Consider the following 24695-nt stretch of genomic DNA (forward strand, 5'->3'; position numbering starts at 1 on the left):
ATGGACTGGACGCGGGCGGAGATCGCGGCGCTGTTCGACTTGCCGTTCGACGACCTCATGTACCGGGCGCAGACCGTGCACCGGGCGCATCATGCGGTGAGCGAGGTGCAGCTGTGCACGCTCTTGTCGATCAAGACCGGCGGCTGCCCCGAGGATTGCGGCTATTGTTCGCAGTCGGCGAGCGCGGACACGCAGCTGAAGGCGGAAAAGCTGATGGACGTCGATGCCGTGCTCGCCGACGCCGCGCACGCCAAGGCGGCGGGATCGCAGCGCTTCTGCATGGGGGCGGCGTGGCGCAACCCGAAGCCGCGCGACATGCCGAAGGTCGTCGCGATGGTCGAGGGCGTCCGCGCGATGGGGCTGGAGACGTGCATGACGCTCGGCATGCTCGATGCGGAGCAGGCGCGGCAGCTCGCCGATGCGGGGCTCGATTACTACAACCACAATATCGACACCTCGCCGGAGAATTACGGCAACGTGATCACCACGCGGACGTTCGAGGACCGGCTGGAGACGCTGGCCAACGTGCGCGATGCGGGGATTTCGGTGTGCTGCGGCGGGATCGTCGGGATGGGTGAGACCCGCGGCGACCGCGTCGGCTTCGTCCATGCGCTCGCCACGCTGCCGCGGCATCCCGAGAGCGTGCCGGTCAACGCGCTGGTGCCGGTCAAGGGGACGGTGCTCGGCAACATGCTCGCCGACACGCCGCTCGCGAAGATCGACGATATCGAGTTCGTGCGGACCGTCGCGGTCGCCCGGATCACGATGCCGCTGAGCATGGTGCGGCTGTCGGCGGGGCGCGAGAGCATGTCCGAGGCGACCCAGGCGCTGTGTTTCATGGCGGGGGCGAATTCGATCTTCACCGGCGACACGCTGCTGACGACGGGCAATGCGGGCGACAGCGCGGATGCGGCGTTGCTGGCCAAGCTGGGGATGACGCCGATGGTCGGGCCGGAGCCGATGCGCGAGGCCAAGACATGCTGCTGATCGCACTTTTGATGGCCGCCGCGCCGATGCAGCCCCAGTCGCAGGCGCAGGCGCAGGCGCAGATGACCCGGTCCGCGGGCAGCAGCTATGCGCAGGCGGATGCGGCGATGACCGCGCAGTGGAAGCGGACCTATGCCTATATGAAGCGGCGCGATGCGCAGGACACGTCGCGTGGCGGTGGCTTCGGGTTTGCGGGATCGCTGCTCGAAAGCCAGCGCGCGTGGCTGAAGTTCCGCGATACGCAGTGCGTGATCGAGGGCGGGCAATATGCCGGCGGGTCGGCGCAGGGGATGACGATCGCCGGCTGTCGCACCGGCCTGACCAAGGCACGGACCGCGCAGCTCAAATCGATGATCTGGTACCAGTAAATACACGTCCGCACCCGGCGCCAAGCCGGGGAGACGGCACAGTTTAGGGCGAGAGATGTTCAAGAAAATCCTGGTCGCCAATCGCGGCGAGATCGCATGCCGCGTGATGCGCACCGCCAAGGCGATGGGGATCAAGACCGTCGCGGTCTATTCCGACGCCGACGTGCGCAGCCCGCACGTGTTGATGGCGGACGAGAGCGTGCGGCTGGGGCCCGCGCCCGCGGCGGAGAGCTATCTCAAGGCCGAACTGATCCTGCTGGCGGCGAAGGAGACGGGCGCGGACTGTATCCATCCGGGCTATGGCTTCCTGTCCGAGCGCGAGAGCTTCGCGCGGGCGTGTGCGGAGGCGGGGATCGCCTTCGTCGGGCCGCCGCCCGCGGCGATCGCGGCGATGGGCGACAAGATCGAATCGAAGAAGCTCGCCAAGGCGGCGGGCGTCAACGTCGTGCCGGGCTATCTCGGCGAGATCGACAGCACCGATCACGCGGTCGAGATCGCCGGCGGCATCGGCTATCCGGTGATGATGAAGGCGTCGGCGGGCGGCGGCGGCAAGGGCATGCGGCTGGCCTATAGCGAGCAGGACGTCCGCGAAGGCTTCGAGGCGACCAAGCGCGAGGGGCTGGCGTCGTTCGGCGACGACCGCGTGTTCATCGAGAAGTTCATCGAAAGCCCGCGGCATATCGAGATCCAGCTGATCGGCGACCAGCATGGCAACATCGTCTATCTCAACGAGCGCGAATGCTCGATCCAGCGGCGGCACCAGAAGGTCGTCGAGGAGGCGCCGTCGCCGTTCGTCACGCCCAAGATGCGCAAGGCGATGGGCGAGCAGGCGGTCGCGCTGGCGCGGGCGGTCGGCTATTATTCGGCCGGGACGGTCGAGCTGATCGTGTCGGGCGCGGACACGAGCGGCGAGGGGTTCTACTTCCTCGAGATGAACACGCGGCTCCAGGTCGAGCATCCGGTGACCGAGGAGATTACCGGGCTCGATCTGGTCGAGCTGATGATCCGGGTCGCGGCGGGCGAGCCGCTGGGGTTCGCGCAGGACGAGGTGAAGCTGAACGGCTGGTCGATCGAGAACCGGGTCTATGCGGAGGATCCGTATCGCGGGTTCCTGCCGAGCATCGGGCGGCTGGTGCGGTATAATCCGCCCCTCCCGTTCGCCCTGAGCGAGGGTGCTTCGACTTCGCTCAGCACGAACGGGGGAGGGGATGTGGACTCCGCCGAACCCCGCGTGCGCGTCGACGATGGCGTGCGCGAGGGGGGCGAGGTCAGCATGTTCTATGACCCGATGATCGCCAAGCTGATCACCTGGGCGCCGACGCGCGAGGGGGCGGTCGCGGCGCAGATCGCGGCGCTCGACGCGTTCGAGCTGGAGGGGCCGGGGAACAACATCGATTTCCTGTCGGCGATCATGCAGCATCCGCGCTTCCAGTCGGGGGCGCTGACGACCGGGTTCATCGCCGAGGAATATCCCGACGGGTTCCACGGCGCGCCTGCGGATGCGGCGTTGCTGACGACGCTGGCCGCGGTTGCCGCCTTTGCCGCGACGGCAGAAGCCGACCGCGCGCGGCGGATCGACGGGCAGCTCGGGCGGCGGTTGCGCCCGCCTGCGGACTGGGTGGTGACGATCGGCGGGACCGATCACGACGTGCGCGTGTCGACCGACGGGATTTCGGTCGATGGCGTCGAGCTCGACCTGTCGCTCGAATATACGCCGGGGGACCGGATGGTGATGGTCGAGGGCGACGAGCATCTGACGATCCGGATCGCGAAGGCGCGTGCCGGGTTCAGGCTGACGACGCGCGGCGCGAGCCATGTCGCGCGCGTGCTGCCCGCGCGGGTCGCGCCCTATGCCGCGCACCTGATCGAGAAGGTCGCGCCCGATCTGTCGAAATTCCTGATCTGCCCGATGCCGGGGCTGCTGGTGCGGCTCGACGTCGCGGCGGGGGACCGGGTCGAGGCGGGGCAGGCGCTTGCGGTGGTCGAGGCGATGAAGATGGAGAATATCCTGCGCGCGGAGAAGACCGGCGTGGTGAAGTCGGTATCGGCCGCGGCGGGGGACAGCCTGGCGGTGGATCAGGTGATTTTGGAGCTGGAATAGGTTTCAGCTCTTGTGTCCCCGCGCAGGCGGGGACCCAGACTGGGCTCCCGCCTTCGCGGGAGAACAAGGGGTCCACCACCCCGGCGGAGGCCGGGGTCCAGTTGGGGGACGTGGCTAGGCTAGCGCTGCGCGTCGTTACTCGAGCCTTCCCATCTGGGCCCCGGCCTTCGCCGGGGTGGTTTGGTTTGTGGTGGGGTGGGGCTACCGCCGCACGCATTGTGCGCCACCCCGGCGGAGGCCGGGGTCCAGTTGGGGGACGTGGCTGGCTAGCGCTGCGCGTCGTCACTTCAGCTTTCCCAACTGGGCCCCGGCCGACGCCGGGGTGGTTCGTAGGGGTGGGGCAGCGTAGGGGTGCGCCATCCGGGCGGGGAGCCATCGCGGCGGGCTCTCCCGTTTTTGGCTGTGACGCTGTAGAGCCGGGCGGATGATCGTTCCCCGCTATTTCGCCGCGTTGCTGCTGCTCGTGTCCGCTCTGCCTGCCGTCGCGCAGGACGAGGCGAAGGTGGCCTCGGTGGCGGCGGGGCTGACGCGGGCGTCGGCGGAGTTGCAGGCGGTCGACGATGCCGCGGTCGAGGCGCGTGACGATGCGGCGCGGCAGGCGTTGCGGACGCGGGCGGAGGCGGTGCAGGCGACCGCGGCGGAGGCGGTGCGCGTGCTGACGCCCGAAATGGCGCTGGTCCAGGCGCGGGTGACCGAGCTGGGCGCGGCGACGCCGGGGGTGGTCGAGGCGCCCGAGATCCGCCAGCAGCGCCGGCTGCTCGCGCAGAGCCAGTCGGCGATCGATTCGGCGATCAAGCGCGCGCGGCTGATCGGGGTCGAGGCCAAGCAGCAGATCGACGATATCGGTGCGGCCGAGGCGGAGGAGCTGGGCCAGCAATTGTCCGAGCGCAGCGCGTCGCCGCTGTCGCCGACTTTGTGGACCGCGATCGTCGATCACCTGCCGCGCGACACCGCGCGGCTGAACCGGTTCGCGGCGACCGGCGCGCGCCAGTTCGTCCAGCGGTTCGACATGCAGGCGGCGATCATCGCGCTGACCGGGCTGCTCACAGCACTGGTGCTGCTCGTGCCGGTGCGCGGTGCGCTCCACCGGCTGGGGCGCGGCTATGCGACCGATCATGCGCCGGGGGGGCGGATCCGGCGGTCTGCCTATGCGCTGTGGCTGGTGGTGATCGGCACGATGTTGCCCGGATTCGCCGCGCTGGCGTTCGTCCAGTCGCTGCGCTGGTCCGCCCTGCTGTCGCCCGCGTTCGACCAGATCGCGACGCGTTTCGTCGGATTGTCGTTCTTTGCGGCCTTCCTGTCGGCGTTGGGCGGCGCGTTGCTGTTGCGCGCGCAGCCGAGCTGGCGGCTGTTGCCGATCGGCGACAGCGCAGCGCAGACGCTGCGCCCCTTCACCTGGGCGGCGGCGGGGTTGGTGTTCTTCGGCCAGCTGCTGATCACGGCCAACGCGCTGGTCGGCGCGAGTGCGGCGGCGTCGACCGCGGCGAACGCGCTGATCGCGCTGCTCCACCTGGCGCTGATCGCCGGCGTGCTGGTCGCGCTCGGGCGGCTGAGGGCGGCGGCCCAGCCCGATCCCGAGAAGCCCGCCCGCAACAGCCTGCTCGCGATCGTCGCGCTGGTCGTGTGGCTGGCGGTGCTGGTCGCGTTCGTCGCGACGCTGACCGGATACGTCAATTTCGCGCTGAAGACCGCGCAGTGGATGGTGTGGGGGGCGATCGTCGGCGCGACGCTGTACCTGATGATGACCTTCACCGACGACGCCTGCCGTGCCGCGCTGTCGAGCAGCAACCGGATCGGCCGCAGCGCGAACAGCGGCTTCGGGGTCGGCAACCGGACGGTCGACCAGATCGGCGTCCTGCTGTCGGCGGTGCTGCGGCTGATGCTGATCATGCTGGCGTTCGGCGCGGTGATGGCGCCGTTCGGGGCGGGCGTGACGTCGGTGTTCGAGCTGTTCGGGACGCTTGCGGGCGGGATCACGGTCGGCGAGATCACGATATCGCCGGGCGCGGTGCTGCGGTCGATCGCGGTGCTGTTCGTTGCGCTGGCGATCATGCGCGGGCTGCAGCACTGGCTGGTCAACAGCTACCTGCCGACGACCGCGATGGACGCGGGCGCGCAGAATTCGGTGACGATGGTCGCGCGCTACGCGGGGATCATTGCCGCGGTGCTGTGGGCGCTCGCCGCGCTCGGGATCGGGATGGAGAAGCTGGCGGTGGTGCTCGGTGCGCTGTCGGTGGGCATCGGCTTCGGCCTGCAGGCGATCACGCAGAATTTCGTGTCGGGGCTGATCCTGCTCGCCGAGCGGCCGGTCAAGATCGGCGACTGGGTGCGGATCGGCAACCAGGAGGGTGACGTCAAGCGGATCAACGTGCGGTCGACCGAGATCCAGGTCGCCGACCGATCGACGCTGATCGTCCCCAATTCGGAGCTTATCACCAAGACGATCCAGAACATGACGCTGGCCGCGCCGATCGGGCGGATCCAGCTGCAATTCTCGGTCCCGATCGAGAGCGATCTCGACGCGGTGCGGACGATGCTGTTCACCGCCTTTGCCGACCAGAGCGAGGTGCTCGACGATCCCGAGGTGAAGGTGTTCATCGATTCGGTCGATGGCGGGCGCGCGAAGCTCAACTGCTTCGCCTATGTCGCGAGCCCGCGCGATGCCTATCCGGTGCGCAGCGCGCTGCTGTTCACGCTGTTGCGCCAGTTCCGCGAGGCGGGGATCGATCTGGGCGCGACGACGACGCGGATGGAGCTGATCGGGACGCCGCCCGCCGTCGGGGCTGCCGGAATCATGGCCGGACCGACCGACGCGGCGCGGTGAAGCGGCATAATCCTGCGACAATTGGCCCCTAGGTGCCGGGGTCAGGTCGATGGGATGTCAGGGTTATGCGTACACTGGGTTTGATGCTGGCGGTGAGCCTGCCGGCGATGGCGGCGGCGCAACAGGCGCCCGCGCCGGTGCCGGCGACAGAGGCCGCGCAGACGGACGGCGCCGCAGCCGAGCCGGAGGATAGCGTCGAGGGCGAGGAGATCGTCGTCACCGGATCGCGCAAGCTGCCCGGATCGGTGGTCGGCGACATTCCGCCCGATCAGACTTTGGGGCAGGCGGACATCCGCTCCTACGGCGTCAGTTCGGTGTCCGACCTGCTCGCCGAACTCAGCCCGCAGACGACGAGCGGGCGCGGCAGCGGGGGCGCGCCGGTGGTGCTGCTCAACGGGCGGCGCATCTCGAGCTTTTCCGAAATCCGCGACATCCCGACCGAGGCGATCCAGCGCGTCGAGATCCTGCCCGAGGAGGTCGCGCTGAAATATGGCTATCGCGCGGACCAGAAGGTCGTGAACTTCGTGCTGCGCCGCCGCTTTCGCGCGGTGACCGCGGAGGCGATCGACCGGATGCCGACCGAGGGGGGGACGAATACGCCGCAGGCCAAGCTCGACCTGCTGACGATCGCGCGCGACCGGCGGGTCAACCTGCATGCCGAATATACGACGAGTTCGGCGCTGACCGAGGCGGAGCGCGACATCGTGCCGATCGCGGGGGGCAACGGCAGCGGGGCGGTGGGAGCGGGCGGCACGGTCGTCGATCCGACGCCGTTCCGCACGCTGCAGGGCCAGACGAGCACCTTCACCGCGAACAGCGTCTATGCGCGCAACATCTTCGGCAATGTCGGCGCGACGATCAACGGACGGCTCGAATCGACCGACAGCCGCAGCCTGAACGGCCTGCCCGTCGCCGCGCTGACGCTGGCGGACGGGAGCGTGATCAACCGCGCGCTCGACGATCCGGGCTTCCTGCCGCTGGCGCAGCGCGCGTCGTCGATCGCGGCGCATCTGGGCACGACGCTGAACGGCGATGTCGGCACGTGGCGCTGGACAGTGACGGGCAATTACGATCGCAGCGATACGCAGACCTTCACCGATACCGGCGTCGATGCGAGTGCGTTCAATGCGCGGCTGGCGGCGGGTGATCCGACCGCGGTGCCGCTGGGCGCGCTGACCGCGGCGGATATCGGCGCGGCGGCGGGCAACCGTGCCTATGCGACGCAGAGCATCGGCGGGATCGACGCGGTCGCCAATGGCCGGCTGTTCGCGCTGCCTGCGGGCGACGTGTCGACGACGCTCAAGCTGGGCGCGGAGACCGCCGATTTCGACAGCCGGTCGGATCGCGGCGGGTTCGCGCAGCGCGGGCAGGTGGCGCGCGACACGGTCAACGGCCAAGTCAATGTCGACCTGCCGATCGCGAGCCGGTCGAAGGACGTGCTGCCGTTCCTCGGCACGCTGTCGGCGAACTTCAACCTGGCGCAGGATCATTTGTCGGATTTCGGCACGCTGACCACGCTTGGTTACGGCGCGAACTGGGCGCCGATCCCGGCGGTGCGGCTGATCGCGTCGGTGACCGACACCGACCAGGCGCCGACCGCGCAGCAGCTGGGGAATCCGTCGATCACGACGCCCAATGTCCGCGTGTTCGATTATGTCCAGGGCACGACCGCGACGGTGACGACGATCAGCGGCGGCAATCCCGGGCTGAGCGCGGACAATAACCGCGTGACCAAGCTGGGGCTGACGGTGAAGCCCTGGGCGGGGCGCGAGGTGACGCTGACCGCCAATTATGTCGACAGCCGGACCGACAATCCGATCGCCGCCTTCCCGGCCGCGACCGCGGCGATCGAGGCGGCGTTCCCCGACCGGTTCGTCCGCGATGCGACGGGCGCACTGTTACAGGTCGACCGGCGGCCGATCAATTTCGCGCGCAGCGAACGCTCCGAACTGCGCTGGGGGATCAATTTCTCCGCGCCGCTGAAGTCGAAGATCCAGCGCGAGCTCGAGGCGTTTCGCGCGGGGACGGGGCCCAATCCGTTTGCCGGGATGCAGCCGCCGGGCGGCGGGCGGCCGCGTGGTGAAGGCGGGCGGGGTGAAGGCGCGCGGGGTGAAGGACCGCGGAGCGAAGGCGCCGGGCCGGGTGAAGGACGTGGCGGCGGTGGCCCGGGTGGTCCGGGCGGCGGGGGCGGCGGCTTCGGGCGCGGCGGGCGCGGGCAGGGCGGCGGGCGTGTCCAGTTCGCGCTGTATCACACCTGGCGCTTTACCGACCGCGTGCTGGTCGCGGAGGGCGGGCCGAGCCTGAACCTGCTCGACGGCGATGCGATCGGCAATAATGGCGGGTCGGCGCGGCACAGCCTCGAGGCGCAGGCGGGCTATAGCAACAACGGCCTCGGCGCGCGGCTGTCGGCGAATTACGCGGCGGGGACCCGGGTCGATGGCGGGACCGCGGCGGCACCCGAGACGCTCAATTTCGGCGGGCTGGCGACCGCAAATATGCGGCTGTTCGCGGATCTGGGGCAGCGGCTCGAATGGGTGAAGGCGCGGCCGTGGCTGCGCGGGATGCGCGTCACGCTGTCGGTCGACAATGTGTTCAACACGCGGCAGCGGGTGACGGATGCGAGCGGGGCGGTGCCGAATACCTATCAGCCGGATTATCTGGATCCGCTGGGGCGGACGGTGCGGCTGAGTGTGCGGAAGCTGTTTTTCTGAGGCTCGCGTCATCCTGACGGAAGTCAGGATCCAGGGTAACGGAGCGCTGTTCTGCTTGGCTCTGGATCCTGACTTTCGTCAGGATGACGGAAGGCCGATCTTGCTCGCGAGCCAGCGGGCGGCGGCTTCGGGGGTCTGTTTGTCGGTGTCGCGGTCGACCTGGTAGTTGGCGGTGCGCATCGCCTCGACCGGGATGCGGCCGACAAGCGGGCGGAGCGCGGCGGTGAAGCGCGCGTCGTTCGCGCGGGCGGGGGCGACCATCAGGATCGCGTCATAGCCGGGGATCGCGTGGCGCGGGTCGGTGAGCACGGTCAGCGTGTCCGCGGCGATCCGGCCGTCCGAGGAAAAGGCGGAGATGACGTCCGCCTTCCCGCTCTGCAGCGCGCGGTACATGAAGGTCGGGCTGTACGGCGTGGTGCGCGCGAAGCGGAGCGGATAGGCGCGTTTCACCGCCGCCCATTCGGGGCGTTCGAGGAATTCGAGGTCGCTGCCGAGCGTCAGGCCGGGCGCGGCCTTCACCAGATCGTCGAGGCTCGCGATGCGCTGGCGGCGCGCAGGCTCCGCCTTCATCGCAAAGGCATAGGCGTTCTCGAACCCGAGCGAGCCGACCAGGCCGACGCCGTGCGTGCTCTTCGCCCAAGCGCCGATATCGGCGACCATCTTCGTGCGCTCGGGCACGTCGCTGCGCTTCATCTCATTGGCCCAGATCGTGCCGGCATAATCGACATAGACGTCGATATCGCCGCCTGAGAGCGCACCGAAGACGAGCGCTGAGCCCAGCCCGTCGCGATAGGTGACGGTGTAGCCCGCGCGTGTCAGCCGGTCGCCGATCAGCCGCGCGAGGATATATTGCTCGGAAAAATTCTTCGCGCCGACGACGACCGTCCGGTCGCCGCCGCCGCCGCGCGGCCAGAGCGGCGCGGTGGCGAGCGCGGTCCCTGTGACCAGCATCGCGGCGCTCGCGATCCAGAGCCAGCGGCGGCGCGCGCGGATGCCCTGTTCGATCCCGCCGATCAGCGCGTCGACGATAAGCGCGAGCGCCGCTGCGCTGACGCAGCCGGCGAGGACCAGCGCCCAGTTCTGCGTCTGGAGCCCGGCGAAGATCAGGTCGCCCAGACTCGGCTGGCCGACCGTGGTCGACAGCGTCGCCGCGCCGATCGTCCAGACCGCGGCGGTGCGGATGCCGGCGACGACGACGGGGGCGGCGAGCGGGGCCTCGACGAGGCGGAGCTTCTGCGCGGGCGTCATGCCGACCGCGTCGGCGGCCTGCGATACCGCGGGATCGAGCCCCTGCAGCCCCGCGACCGCGTTGCGGAGGATCGGCAGCAGCGCATAGAGCGTGAGCGCGATCAGCGAGGGGAGGAAGCCCAAGGCCGGGATCCCGCCGCCGACCAGCGCGGACAGGCTGAGCAGCAGCGGATAGAAGAGCGCGAGCAGCGCGAGGCTGGGGACCGTCTGGACGAGGCTGGCGAAGCCCAATGCGACGCGCGCGACCGCGGCGTTGCGCGCGGACCAGATGGCGAGCGGCAGGCTGATCGCGACGCCGAGCAGCAGCGCCGCCGCGGAGAGCAGGACGTGGCTGGCGAGCAGCGGCGGCACGCGGGTCAGCGCGTCGAGGAACGCACTCATGCGACGAGCGCCCGGAGGCGGTCGGCCTGCGCGCGCGGGACCTGGACCAAAGCCTGGGCGTCGTCGCCGCCCTCACCCGCGACGAGCGCGGCGGGGGTCGCATCGGCGACGATCCGCCCGGCCTTCATGACGAGCACGCGGTCGGCGAGCAGCAAGGCCTCCGCCATGTCGTGCGTGACGAGGATGGTGGTGAGGCCCAGCCGGTCGTGCAGCTCGCGGATGCGCGTGCCGAGCGCGTCGCGGGTGACGGGATCGAGCGCGCCGAACGCCTCGTCGAGGAGCAGGAGCCTTGCCCCCGGCGCGAGCGCGCGGGCGATGCCGACGCGCTGGCGCTGGCCGCCCGACAGCGCGTCGGGCAGACGTCCGGCGATGTCGCGCGGCAGGTCGACGAGATCGAGCAGCGCGCCGACATCGGCCTCGTCGCCGCGGCCGGCGATGCGCAGCCCGATCGCGATGTTCTCGGCGATCGTCATGTGCGGGAACAGGCCGATATTCTGGAAGACATAGCCGACCCGGCGGCGCAGCGCGGGCGCGGGGCCGTGCGTGACGTCGGTGCCGTCGAGCAGGACGCGGCCGTCGCTGGGCTCGACGAGGCGGTTGATCGTCTTGAGGAGGGTCGACTTGCCCGATCCCGACGTGCCGACGAGCGCGACGAAGCTGCCGCCCGCAATGTCGAGCGAGACCGCATCGACCGCGATCGTCGCGCCGTAAGCCTTGGTGACGCGTTCGAAAGCGAGCGCTGGAGATTGATCTGGCATCTGGGCGCAGGATGCGGGAAACATACCGCAAAATCAAACGGAGAGGATCGGCCATGAGCCAGCAGAGCATATTCATCACCGGCGGCGGATCGGGGATCGGCCGCGCGACCGCTTTGCTGTTCGCGCGCAAGGGCTGGCGGGTTGGGTTGGCCGACGTCAGCGCCGCGGGGCTGGCCGAGACCGCGGCGTTGCTGCCCGAGGGGGCGTCGACCTATGTGATGGACGTGCGCGACCGCGAGGCGTGGGTGGCGTCGCTCGATGCGTTCACGACCCTGACGGGCGGGCGGCTCGACGTGCTGTTCAACAATGCCGGGATCGGCTCTGGCGGGCCGCTCGCGACGACCGACTTCGCCGAGATCGACCGGGTGGTCGGCGTCAACCTGGTCGGCGTGCTGAACGGCGCGAAGATCGGTCATGGCTATCTGAAGCGGACGCCGGGATCGTGCCTGCTCAACACCGCATCGGCGTCGGCTATCTATGGCTCGTCGGGGCTGGCGCCCTATTCGGCGACCAAGTTCGGGGTGCGCGCGATCACCGAGGCGCTCGACGGCGAATGGGCGGGCGACGGGATCAAGGTGCGCGCGATCGTGCCGAGCTTCATCGACACGCCGCTGTTGAACACGACCGCGGGGGGATCGAACCGGTCGATCCGCGAGACGGTGACGGGCGCGGGGCTCGAGCTGACCGGGGTCGAGGCGGTCGCCGACGCGGCCTGGGCGGCGGTGCACGGCAATGCGGTCCACACCTATGTCGGCAAGACGGCGCACCGCATGGCATTCGCCGCGCGCTGGATGCCGGGGTCGCTGCGCAAGCGGATGCGGCGGAGTGTGAAGCGCTAGGGGGGCTTCCGTCATCCCGGGTTTGATCCGGGACCCAGAGTCACGGGCGTTGCCGTTTGGGGCTCTGGGTCCTGACTTTCGTCAGGATGACGGGGGGGGCGTCAGGATGACGGAAGGGGTCAGGATGACGGTTCGGCGGTCAGGAGTCGCCGACGATGGCGTCGATCGCTTCGGCCATTTCGATGTCGCGGGGGGAGAGGCCGCCGGCGTCGTGGGTGGTGAGCAGGATCTCGACGCGGTTCCAGACATTCTTCCATTCGGGATGATGGTTGGCGCGCTCGGCGATCAGCGCGACCTGGGTCATGAAGCCGAATGCCTCGACGAAATCGGCGAACACGATCGTCCGCGTGATCGCGTCGCGGCCATCGTCATAATCCCACTCGTCGAGCCCATCGAGCGCCTCGGCCCGCTCGGTCTCGTTCAGTGCCTCGATCATTCGCGTACCCTTGCAGCTATGGATCGCCAACGCGTATGGCTGGAGCCATGAGCGGGCAAGCGACAATCCATGGTGATACGCAGGGGCTCGCGCCCGATGCGGCTGCGATCGAGGCGATCGGGCGCGCGACGATCGCGCGGCTGCCCGCCGAATTCCGCGTGCATCTGGGCGACGTCGTCTTCGCTATCGAGGAATTCGCCGACGAGGAGACGCTGGCAGAGCTCGGCATCGAGCATCCGCTCGACCTGTCGGGGGTGTATCAGGGGCGGCCGCTGGGCGAGAAATCGTCGATGGATAGTGGCGCGATGCCCGACCGCATCACCTTGTACCGGCGGGCGATCCTCGAGGAATGGATCGAGACGGGGGTGCGGCTCGACGATCTGGTCGCGCATGTCACGATCCACGAGATCGGGCATCATTTCGGGCTGAGCGACGACGACATGCATGCGCTGGAAGACGCCGCGGCGTGAGCCTGGCGTTTCGCCGTGTCGCCTGCGACCGCGGCGGACGGCGGCTGTTCGACGACGTGTCGTTCGCGCTGGCGGCGGGCGAGGCGGCGGTCGTCGCGGGGCCGAACGGTGTCGGCAAATCGAGTCTGATCCGGATCGCCGCGGGGCTGTTGCCGCCCGCCGAGGGTGCGGTGACCGCGACCGGGCGCATCGCGCTGCTCGCCGAGGCGGCGGCGCTGGATGCGGAGCGCACAGTGAGCGAGGGGCTGACATTCTGGGCGGCGCTCGACGGGGCGGACGCGGCGGCGGTGGCGCAGGCGCTCGACGCCGTCGGGCTCGCGGCGCTCGCGGGGGTGCCGGGGCGGATGTTGTCGACCGGGCAGCGGCGACGGGTGGCGATGGCGCGCGTGGTCGCGTCGGGCGCGCCGATCTGGCTGCTCGACGAGCCGGGCAACGGGCTGGATGCGGCGTCGCTCGCGCGGCTCGAGGCGCTGATCGCGCGGCACCGGGATGCTGGCGGGATCGTGCTGGCCGCGACGCATCTGCCGCTGGCGATCCCGGGGGCGCAGACGATCGTCCTGTCGGGTGAGGAGGCGGCGTGATGCTGGCGCTGACCTTGCGCGACGTGCGGCGCGGCTATGCGGGGGGCGGGGCGGCGCTGGTCGTCGCGTTCTTCCTGCTGGTCGCGGTGCTGTTTCCGTTTGCGATCGGGCCCGATGCGGCGGTGCTCGCGCGGGTCGGGGGCGGGGTGATCTGGGCGGCGGCGTTGCTCGCGGCCTTGCTGCCGGTCGAGCGGCTGGTGGGGCCGGATCTGGAGAGCGGGGTGCTCGATCAGTTGCGGGTGCGCGGGGTGTCGCTGGCGCTGGTCGCGGCCTGCAAGATCTTAGCGCATTGGGTGGCGTTCGCGCCGCCGCTGATGCTGGCGGCGGTGATCGCGGCGGGGTTGCTCGACCTGTCGGGGGCGACCTTGGTGCGGGTCGAGATCGGGCTGGCGATCGGGACGCCGGGGCTCGCCGCGCTCGCGGTCGCGACGGGGGCGCTGGTCGCGGGGTTGCGCGGCGGGAGTGCGGTGGCGGGGCTGGTGATGCTGCCGCTCGCGGTGCCGTTGCTGATCTTTGGCGCGGGGGCGCTCGATCCGGTCGGCGGGGCGGGGGCGTTCAAGCTGCTCGGCGCGGTTAGCCTGGTGCTGGTGGCGGGGGCGCCGTTCGTGGCGGGGGCGGCGATGCGGGCGGGGATGGAGTAGGTTGGTGTTGGGGCTGGTGCTTCGACTTCGCTCAGCACGAACGGATCTTGGGGTTTGGGGCGGGGGTGTGCTTCGACTTCGCTCAGCACGAACGGTTTGGGGGTGGTCCCGCGTCAGTCGCGGGACCAGCGGGCCCAGATGGCGGTGGGGAGGGTGAGGCCGCGGGTTTCCTCGCGGACGCCGAGTTCGCCGGCCTCGACCTTGCCCGGCAGGTCGGCGAAGACCTGGTTCAGCAGTTCGCCGATCGCGAGCGCGGACATGCGGACCGCGTAGACGGTCAGGAACAGGAAGCGCGAATTCTCGTCGAGCAGCTTGCGGCAGTCGGCGATGAGGCGGGGCACGTCCTCCTCGAGCCGCCAGACCTCGCCCTCGGGACCGCGGCCATATTTGGGCGGGTCGAGCAGGATGCCGTCATAGCGGCGGCCGCGCCGCACCTCGCGCGCGACGAACTTGGCGGCGTCGTCGGTCATCCAGCGGATCGGCGCGTCGGCCATGCCCGACAGGCGCGCATTGGCCTTGGCCGCCTCGACCGATTTCTTCGACGCATCGACATGGACCATGCGGACGCCCTTGGTCGCCATCGCGAGCGTGCCGACGCCGGTATAGCCGAACAGGTTCATGCATTCCGGACTGTCGAGCCCGGCGACGCGCTCGCGCATCCAGCTCCACACCGGCGCCATGTCGGGGAAGAAGCCGAGATGGCGGAAGGGGGTGGTCTGCGCGGTGTAGGACACCTCGTTCCACTTGAGCGTCCAGCCTTCGCGGGGCACGGATTCCGAGAATTCCCAGCGGCCGCCGCCATCCTCGTCCGAGCCGGGGACGAACTCGCCTTGCGCTTTCCAGTCGGTCGAGGCGGGGGCCCACATCGCCTGTGGTTCGGGGCGGATGAAGCGGAAGCGGCCATAGCGTTCGAGCTTCTTGCCGTGCCCGGAATCGATCAGGCCGTAATCCGCCCAGGGTTCGCCGATGAGGGTGTCGAGCGTCTTCATGCCGACGGCTTTGCGCGGTCGGCGATATAGGCGGTGATCGCGTCGAAGGTGGCAGGCAAGGTGACGTAGCGTTCCTCGCGCTGGAACAGGTCGCCGACACGTGCGGGGAGCGACGGCCGGACGCCGGTCGCGCGCTCGACCGCGTCGCGGAACTTGGCGGGATGCGCGGTGGCGAGCGTGACGATCGGAGTGCCGGGCGGAACTTCGGTGCGCAGCGCGGCGGCGAGGCCGATCGCGGTGTGCGGGTCGATCACCTGCCCGGCATGCTCGTGCGCCCAGCGCATCGCGAGCGTCATGTCGTCGAGATCGACGCGGTCGCTCTGGAACAAGGCCGCCGCGCCCTGCGACTGCGCGTTGGTCAGCCGCATCGCGCCCGAGGATTCGAAGCCTGCCATCTGTGCGGCGAGTGCTGCGCCGTCGCGGCTGCCGAGGTCGAACAACAGGCGTTCGAAGTTCGAGCTGACCTGGATGTCCATCGACGGGGTCGGGGTCTGTTCGACGCCGGTCTTCGAATAGTCGCCGCTGCTGAGCGCGCGGTGGAGGATGTCGTTGACGTTGGTCGCGACGACCAGCTTGGCGACGGGGAGGCCCATCCGCGCGGCGACATAGCCCGCGAAGACGTCGCCGAAATTGCCGGTCGGCACGGAGAAGGCGACCTCGCGGTCGGGCGCGCCGAGGCGGACCGCGGCGTAGAAGAAGTACACGACCTGCGCCATCAGCCGCGCCCAGTTGATCGAGTTCACCGCGGACAGCGCGAACCGGTCGGAGAAGCCGGGGTCGTTGAACATCGCCTTCACGAGCGCCTGCGCGTCGTCGAAGCTGCCTTCGATGGCGATGTTGTAGACATTGGGGCTGAGCACCGTCGTCATCTGGCGGCGCTGCACGTCCGAGATGCGGCCGGCGGGGTGGAGCATGAAGATGTCGATGCCCTCGCGCCCCGCGACCGCGTCGATCGCGGCCGAGCCGGTGTCGCCGCTGGTCGCGCCGACGATCGTCAGGCGCTTGGTGGTGCCCGCGAGGAAGCGTTCGAAGAAGAGGCCGAGCAGCTGGAGCGCGACGTCCTTGAACGCGAGCGTCGGGCCGTGGAAGAGTTCGAGCAGCCACTGGTCGTGGTCGAGCTGGACCAGCGGGACGACCGCAGCGTGCGAGAAGCGGCCATAGGCCTGGTCGCAGAGCGCCTTCAGCTCGTCGCGCGTCATCGCGTCGCCGACGAACGGCGCCATGACGGCGACCGCGGTGTCGACATAGGAGAGCCCGGCGAGCGCGGCGATCTCGTCGCGGGTCATCGTCGGCCATGTCTCGGGGAGGTAGAGGCCGCCATCGGATGCGAGACCGGCGAGCGTCGCCGCTTCGAAATCGAGGACGGGGGCCGAGCCGCGGGTGCTGATGTAACGCATGGCCAAGCCGGTTAGCGGGACGCAGCTTTCGACACAACCTTGCCGCGTCTGCCCAGCGCCAGGACATAAATGATCGCGGCGATGGCGGCGAAGAAGAACCACTGGCCGGCATAGGCGAGATGGTTGTTCGGGACCGATGCGATGTCGGGCTTGCCGTTGGGGGTGAGGCCGGCGGGCGGCGTGTCGGCGACGAGCATCAACCGCGCCGGGGTGGGGTCGAACAGCGAACCGATCAGCGAGCGGCCGTCGGGGGCGTGGGTGATATAGCCCGAGACCGCGCCGCCGGGCCATTGGGGCTTTAGCTTCGGATCGCGCGTGGTGCCGAGCTGGACGATCATGCCGGGGCCCTCGGCGCCAGTGCGGCAGTCGGCGATGACGCGAAAGCCCGCCTTGCCCGCGCCGGCGAGGCGGATCGCGGTCGGCTCGAGGCAGACGCCCGTCGCGCGGCGGAACAGCAGGGTCTCGTCGGGCAGGCGCGGGAACGCCATGGGCGGGCGCGCGGGGTTGGCGGCGAGCTGGGCGAGGAACGCCTCCTTCTTCGGGAGGCGGTCGAGCAATTGCCACAGGCCGAGCGCGATCATCGCCGCGACCGCGAGCGCGACGAGGAGGGTCGGGAGGACGGGGAAACGCCGGGTGGTCGTCACGGCTGGCTGCGACCCTCGCGCGCGGCGTTGCGATATTCGGCGGACATGAGCGCACCCTTGGCGGCGCGGAGCGACAAGATGACGCCCGCGGCGGTAAACGGGATCCAGACCAGCATGTGCACCCAGAGCGGCGGGTGCAGCGTCAGCTCGAGCGTGATCGCGAGCGCGACGACGATCGCGCCGAGGATCAGCGTCAGGAACGCGGCGGGGCCGTCACCGACGTTGAACTTGCTGAAATCGAGGCCGCAATTGGAGCAGCGGTCGGCGAATTCGGCCCATTTGGCGAAGAGGGTGGGCTTGCCGCAGCGCGGGCACAGGCCCTTGAGCGCGACCTGGGCGATCGGGGGGGCGGAGGCGAGGGGGTCGGGGTCGGGGGTCATGCGGTCAGCGGGTCCGTCCGTGTTTCCCCGCGAAGGCGGGGATCCAGACTGGGCTCCCGCCTTCGCGGGAGAACAGATTGGGGAGGGCGGGCGGTTCGCCAGATGCCACCTCCCCGGCGGAGGCCGGGGCCCAGTTGGGGGACGTTGCTGACGCAGGGCAGTGCTTCGTTACTGCGGCCTTCCCAACTGGGCCCCGGCCTTCGCCGGGGTGGTGCCTACCGGGGTGGGGCCTACCGGGGTGGTGCCTACCGGGGGGGAGGCTAGTGGAGCGGGCGGTGCTCAACCGCCGTGGACGGGGGCGCCCCAGCCGCCCCAGACATAGACGGTGACGAACAGGAACAGCCAGACGACGTCGACGAAATGCCAGTACCAGGCGGCGGCTTCGAAGCCGAAATGCTGGCGCGGGGTGAAGTCGCCGCGATATGCGCGGACGAGGCAGACGATCAGGAAGATCGTGCCGATGAGGACGTGGAAGCCGTGGAACCCGGTCGCCATGAAGAACGCCGCGCCATAGTTGATCCCCTTGAACGGGAAGGGCGCGTGCATGTACTCATAGGCCTGGATCGCGCTGAACAGCGCGCCGAGGATCACGGTCAGCCACAGGCCCTTGAGCACGCCGTCGCGGTTGCCGACGCCGATCATGCCCCACAGCCCGGTCTTCTCGCCGCCACGCTGGTTGTGGATCAGCGCGTGGTGCGCCCAGGTGACGGTTGTGCCCGACGTCAGCAGGATCAGCGTGTTGAGCAGCGGAAGCTCGAACGGGTTGATGACGGTGAGGCCCTTGGGCGGCCACTGTGCCGCGACCGCGGCCGCGCCTTCGGCGGCGCGTTCGACCTGGCCGTCGACGATGCTCATCGCGGTCGGGAAAAGCGAGAAGTCGAAGAACGCCCAGAACCAGCCGACGAAGAACATGACTTCGGAGGCGATGAACAGGATCATGCCATAGCGGAAATGGAGCTGGACGACGGGGGTGTGATCGCCCGCGCGCGCCTCGGCGATGACCTGTGCCCACCAGCTGTAGAAAGTGAAGAGCAGCCCGGCGAGGCCGATGAAGAAGATCCAGCCGCCGCCATTGGGCTTGTCGACATGGCCGCCATGCATCCACATGACGCCCCCGACCGCCATCACGAGTGCGGACATCGACCCGACCAGCGGCCAGACGCTGGGCGGCAGGATGTGATAATCGTGGTTCTTGGCGCCGGCCATGTTACTCCCCTATGTTCTTTACGACTGTCCTAGCTTGCGTTTTTCGCGGAATCCACCGGGTAAAACGTGTAGCTGAGCGTGATCGTCTGGATATCCGCCGCGTCGGGATCCTTCAGGATCTTCGGATCAACGAAGAAGATCACCGGCATCCGCGCGGTCTCGCCGGGCTTGAGCGTCTGCTCGGTGAAGCAGAAGCACTGGATCTTGGTGAAATATTTGCCGGCCTGCGCGGGCGTTACGTTGAACGTCGCGGTGCCGGTGATCGGCCGGTCCGAGGTGTTGGTCGCGGTGAAGAACGCCATGTCGCGCGCGCCGACCGCGATCGTGTCCGACGGGTTTTCGGGCGCGAACTTCCACGGCAGCTTCGGGTTCACATTGGCATCGAAATCGACGCGGATCTGGCGATCGGTCCCGCCCGGGGCGACGAGCCCGCGCTGCGTCGTGCCGTTGAGCCCGGTGACCTGGCAGAACAGGCGGTAGAGCGGCACGCTGGCAAAGGCGAGCCCGGTCATGAAGCAGATGCCGAGCACCGCGAGCAGGGCGGTTCGCGTGGTGCGCTCGATCCGCATCAGTGCGGCATCCCCGCCTGGATCTTGGCGATCGAGATGGCGAAGACGAGGATGACGAACGCGCCGAGCAGCAGCGCCATCACCTTGGCCCGGCCCATCTGGCGGCGGCGGATCAGGTCTTCGCGGGTCTTGTCGTCGTTCATGCCAGCCACCTATCGACGACGAGCGCGCCGAACATCGCAAAGAGATACAGGATCGAATATTTGAACAGCCGCCGCTCGGGCTTCATCGCGTCGTCGGTGCCGGTCGTGCGCGTCGCGACGACGACCACAAGCCAGGCGAAGATCCCGGTCAGGACGGTCGCGACGACGCCGTAGAAAGTGCCGACCAGGCCGAGCGGCCAGGGGAGCACCGCGGCGAGCGCCATCGGGATGGTGTAGAGGCCGATCTGAGTCCGGGTGACGCGCTCGCCCGCGACGACGGGGAGCATCGGCACGCCCGCATTGGCGTAATCGGTCTTCACGAACAGCGCGAGCGCCCAGAAATGCGGCGGCGTCCACAGGAAGACGAGCCCGAACAGCAGCAGCGGGAGCAGCGCGACGTCGCCGGTCGCCGCCGCCCAGCCGATCAGCGGCGGGAAGGCACCCGCCGCACCACCGATAACGATGTTCTGCGGCGTGCGGCGCTTGAGCCAGACGGTGTAGACGAGGACGTAGAACAGGATCGAGACGGTCAGGATCGCAGCCGCGGCGAGGTTGACCGCGAGCCCCATCAGCAGGACCGAGAAGCTGGCGAGGCCGACGCCGAAATGCAGCGCGGCCTGACGGTCCATCCGGCCGGCGGGGAGCGGGCGCTTCTGCGTGCGGCGCATCACCGCGTCGATATCGGATTCATACCATTGGTTGAGCGCCCCCGCCGCACCCGCGCCGAGCGCGATGCACAGGATCGCGGTGAAGCCGATCACGGGATGGATGCCGACGGGCGCGGCGAGCATGCCGCACAGCCCGGTGAACACGACGAGCGTCATCACCCGGGGTTTGGTCAGCGCCAGAAAGTCGCGCCATTCGGCGGGGGGAAGCAGGGGCGTCGCAGTGGTCATGGTTGCGCAGGCCTATACGCGACCCGGCGGTTCGGGGAAAGCCATGGTTCTGCTGGGGTTCTGCTGGACAAATCGAAACCCGGGTATGGTGGCGGGCGCCGATCAGGCGGCGGTGATGGGCTGGCCGAGGTCGAGTCGCTCGCCATCGGTGACGATCACTCGGTCGCCGAGCTTCACCGCGTCGAAGATCCGCTTCGCGAACGCCCTGGGCACGCCGATACAGCCATGCGTGGCATAGCCGTCGCCGACATCGCTGCCATGAATCGAGATGCCGTCATCGGTCAGCCGCAGCATGTACGGCATCGGCGCATTGTAGAGGTTGGAGACGTGGTCCGCATCCTTCTGCGTGATCGGGAAGACGCCCAAGGGAGTCGGCTTGTCGTCCGCGCCGTAGATGATGACCGCGGTGCCGATCTCATAGCCCGCGCGGAAGACCGAGACGGTCTGCGCGGCGAGGTCGACGGTGACGATGACGGGGCCCTGGGGGGCGCCGGTTTCGTCCCAGTAATGGTCCCCCTGACGCATCGGCCCCGGGATCTGGAGGATGCGCTTGACGGTGTAGGCGGCGGGATCCGGGGCGGCCCGTTTCGGCGCGGGGGCCGCTGGGCGGGCCTTCGGCGCGGTGCGGGGTGCGGCGGGGGCCTGGGTGGCGGTCACGGGGCGGGCGCCGGTGAGCGCGATCGCCGTCCCGCCGGCGAGGGTCAGGCCGAGAATCGAGACGGCGAGGTGCTGGAGCGTCGGCATGCGCGGTGTTTGGGGACCCGCGCCGGGTTTGGCTAGCGGGGGATTTCGCGGCGTGCCGGGGTGGGACGATTTTCGGGCGAGCGCTGTCCGGCCGGGCTCTGGGTCCTGACGTTCGTCAGGATGACGGTTTGGGGGACGGCGAATATGAAAAACGCCCCGGGTTGCCCCGAGGCGTCTTCTGGCTGGCCCCGACACGGGAGCAAGTCCCGTGTCGTCGGACGCGGCGTTGCCGCGCCGGCCGGGGGCCTGATGGCCCTTGTCCGCCCTCAGTCGATCTTCGGCAGGGTCTCGAACTGGTGATAGGGCGGGGGCGAGGAGATCGTCCATTCGAGCGTCGTCGCGCCCTCACCCCAGGGATTGTCCGCCGCCTTCTTGCCCGCGATCAGCGACCAGATCAGGTTGACGAAGAAGATCGCCATGCCCGCGGCCATGATCATGTAGCCGACCGTCGCGACATAGTTCCAATGCGCGTAGGCGTCGGGATAGTCCGGATAACGGCGCGGCATGCCCTGGAGGCCGAGGAAGTGCATCGGGAAGAACATGACGTTCACGCCGATGAAGAACACCCAGAAGTGGAGCTGGCCGAGGAACTCGTTGTACATCTTGCCCGACATCTTCGGGAACCAGTAGTAGAAGCCCGCGAACAGCGAGAACACCGCGCCGAGGCTGAGCACGTAGTGGAAATGCGCCACCACGTAATAGGTGTCCTGCATGTAATCGTCGATGCCGCCGTTGGCGAGCACGACGCCGGTCACGCCGCCGACGGTGAACATGAAGATGAAGCCGATCGACCAGACCATCGGCGTCTTGAAGCTCATCGAGCCGCCCCACATCGTCGCGATCCACGAGAAGATCTTTATGCCGGTGGGGACCGCGATGACCATCGTCGCGGCGGTGAAGTACATCTTGGTGTTCACCGACAGGCCGGTGGTGAACATGTGGTGCGCCCACACGACGAAGCCGACCACGCCGATCGCGACCATGGCATAGGCCATGCCGAGATAGCCGAAGACGGGCTTGCGGCTGAACGTCGAGATGATCTGGCTGACGATGCCGAAGCCCGGCAGGATCATGATGTAGACTTCGGGATGGCCGAAGAACCAGAACAGATGCTGGTAGAGGACGGGATCGCCGCCGCCGGCCGGATCGAAGAACGTCGTGCCGAAGTTGCGATCGGTCAGCAGCATCGTGATCGCGGCCGCGAGGACCGGGAGCGCGAGCAGCAGCAGGAACGCGGTGACGAGCATCGACCACACGAACAGCGGCATCTTGTGCAGCGTCATGCCCGGCGCACGCATGTTGAAGATGGTGGTGATGAAGTTGATCGCACCGAGGATCGACGAGGCACCCGCGAGATGGAGCGCGAGGATCGCCATGTCGGTCGACGGCCCGGGCTCGCCGTAGGTCGAGAGCGGAGCGTAGAGCGTCCAGCCGTTACCTGCGCCGCCGAAGAAGGGCGAGGCGAGCAGCAGCGTGAAGGCGGGGATCAGCAGCCAGAACGACACGTTGTTCATGCGCGGGAACGCCATGTCGGGCGCACCGATCATGATCGGCACGAACCAGTTGCCGAAACCACCGACCATCGCCGGCATGACCATGAAGAACACCATGATCAGGCCGTGCGCGGTGATCAGCACGTTCCAGAGGTGGAGCGATTCGTCGAGGCTGGCGCTGCCGCCGTGGAGCATGCCGGCCCAGCCCTGCAGATACTGGATGCCGGGCTCGGCGAGCTCGGCGCGCATGAGGCCCGAGACCGAGCCGCCGATGATCCCCGCGACGATCGCGAAGATCAGGTAGAGCGTGCCGATGTCCTTGTGGTTGGTCGACATGAACCAACGCGCGAAGAAACCGGGCTTGTGATCGGCATCGTGATGATGCGCATGCGCATCATGGGCGACGAACGCCGACGGGTTGAGAGCGGTGTCGGTCATCTTACAGTCCCGCGTTGCCGGCGCCGGCCGGGTTGGAGGTGGCGCCCTGCGTCGTCGCAGGCGCTGCGGTGGTCACGTTTTCGACCGGGCCGGTGGCGTTGGCGGTTTCCGCCGCCTCCTCGACCTTGGCCGCGGAGCCGTCGGCGCCGGGCTGCGGAATGACCTTGTCGGAGGCCTGGCCCGGGGTCGGCATCGAGCCGCCCTTGGCCCGGACCCACGCCGCGAACTGCGCAGGCGAGACGGCCTGGACCGCGATCGGCATGAACGCGTGACGCGCACCGCATAGCTCGGAGCACTGGCCGAAATAGAGGCCGGGCTTGTCGATCGTGAAGCTCGTCTCGTTCAGGCGGCCGGGGATCGCGTCGAGCTTGATCCAGAAGGCAGGGACCGCCCAGCTGTGGATCACGTCGTTCGCGGTCGTGATGAGGCGGATCGGCACGCCGACCGGCAGGACGATGCGGTTGTCGGTCGCGAGTAGGCGCGGGCCGTCTGCATCGGTGCGTGCGCGTTCGCCCGCGCCGACGTCCTTGGCCTCCTTCAGCATGTTCGCGGTGACTTCGAAGCCGCCATTATCGGGATACTGGTAGGTCCAGTACCACTGGTTGCCGATCGCCTTGATCGTCACCGCGCCCGCGGGCGCCGGCTTGAACTGGGCGGAGAGCAGGCCGATCGACGGGACCGCGATCAGCACGAGGATGATCACCGGGGCGAGCGTCCAGATGATCTCGATCACGGTGTTGTGGCTGGTCTTCGACGGCACCGGGTTGGCGGCGCGGCGATAGCGGAAGACCACCCAGAAGAGCAAAGCGAGCACCAGCAGCGAGACCGCGGTGATCGTCGGCATCAGGATCGCATTGTGCATCCAGTGCGCGAAGACGCCGTTCTTGGTGACCTGTGGCTGGAGGCCGACGGTGCCGGGGGTGGGCTGGCCCACGCCGGGGGTCGGGGCCATCGCATAACCGCCATCCTCGGCGAGCGCCGGGCTGGAGGGATTCGCGGTCGCCGGGGCGGCAGCGCTGGTGGGTGCGGTGTTCGACACGCCGGCCGGGCCGGCCGCGGCCTGTGGTGCAGCGCCCGCGGCGCCGGTGTCAGGCGCGGTCGCGGCGGCCTGCGAAGCCGGTGCAGCCTGCCCGGCGACGCCGCCAAGACTCGCCAGTGCGAGCCCCGCTGCGATCGCCAATCCTCTCATCCCCAGTATGCGCATCGTTTTTCTTGACCCCGGTTTGGTGCGAACCCGTATCACGGACGCGCGGATGTCTGCTTATCATTTTGACATTCGGCTATAGGCGGCGGCGGGGCGAGCCTCAACCCCGGTGCGGGCTTTGTTGAATTTGTTGCACGCGCCGGCAAATTTTTCGGGGCGTATGGCGGCCGGCGCGGGGGTGGTGGCGGGGGCGGTGGCGGTTGTCATTGCGTGGACTTTGCCGCGATCGTACAGCGCGACAGATTTC

23 protein-coding genes are annotated in these 24695 nt (G+C 68.9%); 9 read left to right on the forward strand and 14 right to left on the reverse strand.

Annotated elements, in window-relative coordinates; all coding sequences use genetic code 11:
* The 5 genes from bioB to sphst_RS10325 all read left to right on the forward strand — a co-directional run bounded on the left by bioB (nucleotide 1) and on the right by sphst_RS10325 (nucleotide 8991).
* Nucleotides 1-987, forward strand: coding sequence for a biotin synthase BioB (gene bioB / locus sphst_RS10305; RefSeq protein ID WP_107045490.1), 987 nt, complete (start codon nucleotides 1-3; stop codon nucleotides 985-987).
* Nucleotides 978-1355, forward strand: a complete 378-nt coding sequence (locus sphst_RS10310) for a lysozyme inhibitor LprI family protein (RefSeq protein ID WP_031396130.1) — start codon at nucleotides 978-980, stop codon at nucleotides 1353-1355. The genes bioB and sphst_RS10310 overlap by 10 nt, the downstream gene beginning before the upstream one ends.
* Before the next feature lie 55 nt (nucleotides 1356-1410).
* Complete coding sequence (locus sphst_RS10315) at nucleotides 1411-3456, forward strand: acetyl-CoA carboxylase biotin carboxylase subunit (protein ID WP_107045491.1); 2046 nt, start codon at nucleotides 1411-1413, stop codon at nucleotides 3454-3456.
* A 424-nt stretch (nucleotides 3457-3880) separates the two neighbouring features.
* Entirely contained in the window at nucleotides 3881-6280 is a 2400-nt protein-coding gene (locus sphst_RS10320; RefSeq protein ID WP_107045492.1) for a DUF3772 domain-containing protein, read from the forward strand.
* A 65-nt stretch (nucleotides 6281-6345) separates the two neighbouring features.
* Entirely contained in the window at nucleotides 6346-8991 is a 2646-nt protein-coding gene (locus sphst_RS10325) for a TonB-dependent receptor plug domain-containing protein (protein ID WP_107045493.1), read from the forward strand.
* 78 nt (nucleotides 8992-9069) lie between these two features.
* Here the strand turns inward: sphst_RS10325 and sphst_RS10330 are convergent, their stop codons facing one another.
* Entirely contained in the window at nucleotides 9070-10620 is a 1551-nt protein-coding gene (locus tag sphst_RS10330) for an ABC transporter permease/substrate-binding protein (RefSeq protein ID WP_107045494.1), read from the reverse strand.
* On the reverse strand, nucleotides 10617-11378 hold the full coding sequence (locus tag sphst_RS10335) for an ABC transporter ATP-binding protein (protein WP_107045526.1): 762 nt from the start codon (nucleotides 11376-11378) through the stop codon (nucleotides 10617-10619). Before sphst_RS10335 ends, sphst_RS10330 begins: the two co-directional genes overlap by 4 nt.
* A gap of 53 nt (nucleotides 11379-11431) precedes the next feature.
* Between sphst_RS10335 and sphst_RS10340 the strand changes: the two genes are divergently transcribed.
* Nucleotides 11432-12217: an SDR family oxidoreductase gene (locus sphst_RS10340; protein ID WP_031394517.1), complete on the forward strand. Its 786-nt coding sequence runs from the start codon at nucleotides 11432-11434 to the stop codon at nucleotides 12215-12217.
* Between the two features lie 139 nt (nucleotides 12218-12356).
* Here sphst_RS10340 and sphst_RS10345 read toward each other — a convergent pair whose 3' ends face one another.
* Nucleotides 12357-12653, reverse strand: a complete 297-nt coding sequence (locus sphst_RS10345) for a 4a-hydroxytetrahydrobiopterin dehydratase (RefSeq protein ID WP_031394518.1) — start codon at nucleotides 12651-12653, stop codon at nucleotides 12357-12359.
* A 47-nt stretch (nucleotides 12654-12700) separates the two neighbouring features.
* Between sphst_RS10345 and sphst_RS10350 the strand changes: the two genes are divergently transcribed.
* Genes sphst_RS10350 through sphst_RS10360 form a run of 3 tightly spaced genes read left to right on the forward strand, consistent with a single transcriptional unit; the run spans nucleotide 12701 to nucleotide 14345 of the window.
* Nucleotides 12701-13123, forward strand: a complete 423-nt coding sequence (locus sphst_RS10350) for a metallopeptidase family protein (RefSeq protein WP_234387565.1) — start codon at nucleotides 12701-12703, stop codon at nucleotides 13121-13123.
* The gene (gene ccmA / locus sphst_RS10355) at nucleotides 13120-13704 is read left to right on the forward strand and encodes a heme ABC exporter ATP-binding protein CcmA (protein WP_199848950.1); all 585 of its coding nucleotides are present in this window, start codon (nucleotides 13120-13122) and stop codon (nucleotides 13702-13704) included. The genes sphst_RS10350 and ccmA overlap by 4 nt, the downstream gene beginning before the upstream one ends.
* The gene (locus sphst_RS10360) at nucleotides 13704-14345 is read left to right on the forward strand and encodes a heme exporter protein CcmB (protein ID WP_107045495.1); all 642 of its coding nucleotides are present in this window, start codon (nucleotides 13704-13706) and stop codon (nucleotides 14343-14345) included. The genes ccmA and sphst_RS10360 overlap by 1 nt, the downstream gene beginning before the upstream one ends.
* 113 nt (nucleotides 14346-14458) lie before the next feature.
* Here sphst_RS10360 and sphst_RS10365 read toward each other — a convergent pair whose 3' ends face one another.
* The 11 genes from sphst_RS10365 to coxB all read right to left on the reverse strand — a co-directional run bounded on the left by sphst_RS10365 (nucleotide 14459) and on the right by coxB (nucleotide 24448).
* The gene (locus tag sphst_RS10365) at nucleotides 14459-15334 is read right to left on the reverse strand and encodes a class I SAM-dependent methyltransferase (protein ID WP_107045496.1); all 876 of its coding nucleotides are present in this window, start codon (nucleotides 15332-15334) and stop codon (nucleotides 14459-14461) included.
* Nucleotides 15331-16731 carry a threonine synthase gene (gene thrC / locus sphst_RS10370; RefSeq protein ID WP_107045497.1) on the reverse strand — a complete coding sequence of 467 codons (1401 nt, stop codon included), beginning with the start codon at nucleotides 16729-16731 and terminating at the stop codon, nucleotides 15331-15333. The genes sphst_RS10365 and thrC overlap by 4 nt, the downstream gene beginning before the upstream one ends.
* Nucleotides 16732-16742: 11 nt before the next feature.
* Nucleotides 16743-17375 (reverse strand): SURF1 family cytochrome oxidase biogenesis protein, encoded by a 633-nt coding sequence (locus tag sphst_RS10375; protein ID WP_267895113.1) that lies wholly within the window; start codon nucleotides 17373-17375, stop codon nucleotides 16743-16745.
* Nucleotides 17372-17755, reverse strand: coding sequence for a DUF983 domain-containing protein (locus tag sphst_RS10380; protein ID WP_107045498.1), 384 nt, complete (start codon nucleotides 17753-17755; stop codon nucleotides 17372-17374). The genes sphst_RS10375 and sphst_RS10380 overlap by 4 nt, the downstream gene beginning before the upstream one ends.
* 279 nt (nucleotides 17756-18034) lie before the next feature.
* On the reverse strand, nucleotides 18035-18961 hold the full coding sequence (locus tag sphst_RS10385) for a cytochrome c oxidase subunit 3 (RefSeq protein ID WP_031395435.1): 927 nt from the start codon (nucleotides 18959-18961) through the stop codon (nucleotides 18035-18037).
* A 29-nt stretch (nucleotides 18962-18990) separates the two neighbouring features.
* The gene (locus sphst_RS10390; protein WP_031395434.1) at nucleotides 18991-19530 is read right to left on the reverse strand and encodes a cytochrome c oxidase assembly protein; all 540 of its coding nucleotides are present in this window, start codon (nucleotides 19528-19530) and stop codon (nucleotides 18991-18993) included.
* A complete protein-coding gene (locus sphst_RS20905; protein ID WP_166746380.1) occupies nucleotides 19530-19673 on the reverse strand; it encodes a hypothetical protein in 144 nt (47 codons plus the stop codon). The genes sphst_RS10390 and sphst_RS20905 overlap by 1 nt, the downstream gene beginning before the upstream one ends.
* Complete coding sequence (locus tag sphst_RS10395) at nucleotides 19670-20569, reverse strand: heme o synthase (protein WP_107045499.1); 900 nt, start codon at nucleotides 20567-20569, stop codon at nucleotides 19670-19672. The genes sphst_RS20905 and sphst_RS10395 overlap by 4 nt, the downstream gene beginning before the upstream one ends.
* Nucleotides 20570-20671: 102 nt before the next feature.
* On the reverse strand, nucleotides 20672-21313 hold the full coding sequence (locus sphst_RS10400; protein WP_107045500.1) for a L,D-transpeptidase family protein: 642 nt from the start codon (nucleotides 21311-21313) through the stop codon (nucleotides 20672-20674).
* Nucleotides 21314-21579: 266 nt separating this feature from the next.
* Entirely contained in the window at nucleotides 21580-23244 is a 1665-nt protein-coding gene (ctaD, locus tag sphst_RS10405) for a cytochrome c oxidase subunit I (protein ID WP_031393246.1), read from the reverse strand.
* Between the two features lies 1 nt (nucleotide 23245).
* Nucleotides 23246-24448, reverse strand: coding sequence for a cytochrome c oxidase subunit II (gene coxB / locus sphst_RS10410; RefSeq protein ID WP_107045501.1), 1203 nt, complete (start codon nucleotides 24446-24448; stop codon nucleotides 23246-23248).
* Between the last annotated feature and the right edge of the window lie 247 nt (nucleotides 24449-24695).

It is taken from the genome of Sphingomonas sp. STIS6.2 (assembly GCF_000732685.2).
In the GTDB taxonomy this organism is placed as follows: domain Bacteria; phylum Pseudomonadota; class Alphaproteobacteria; order Sphingomonadales; family Sphingomonadaceae; genus Sphingomonas; species Sphingomonas aerolata.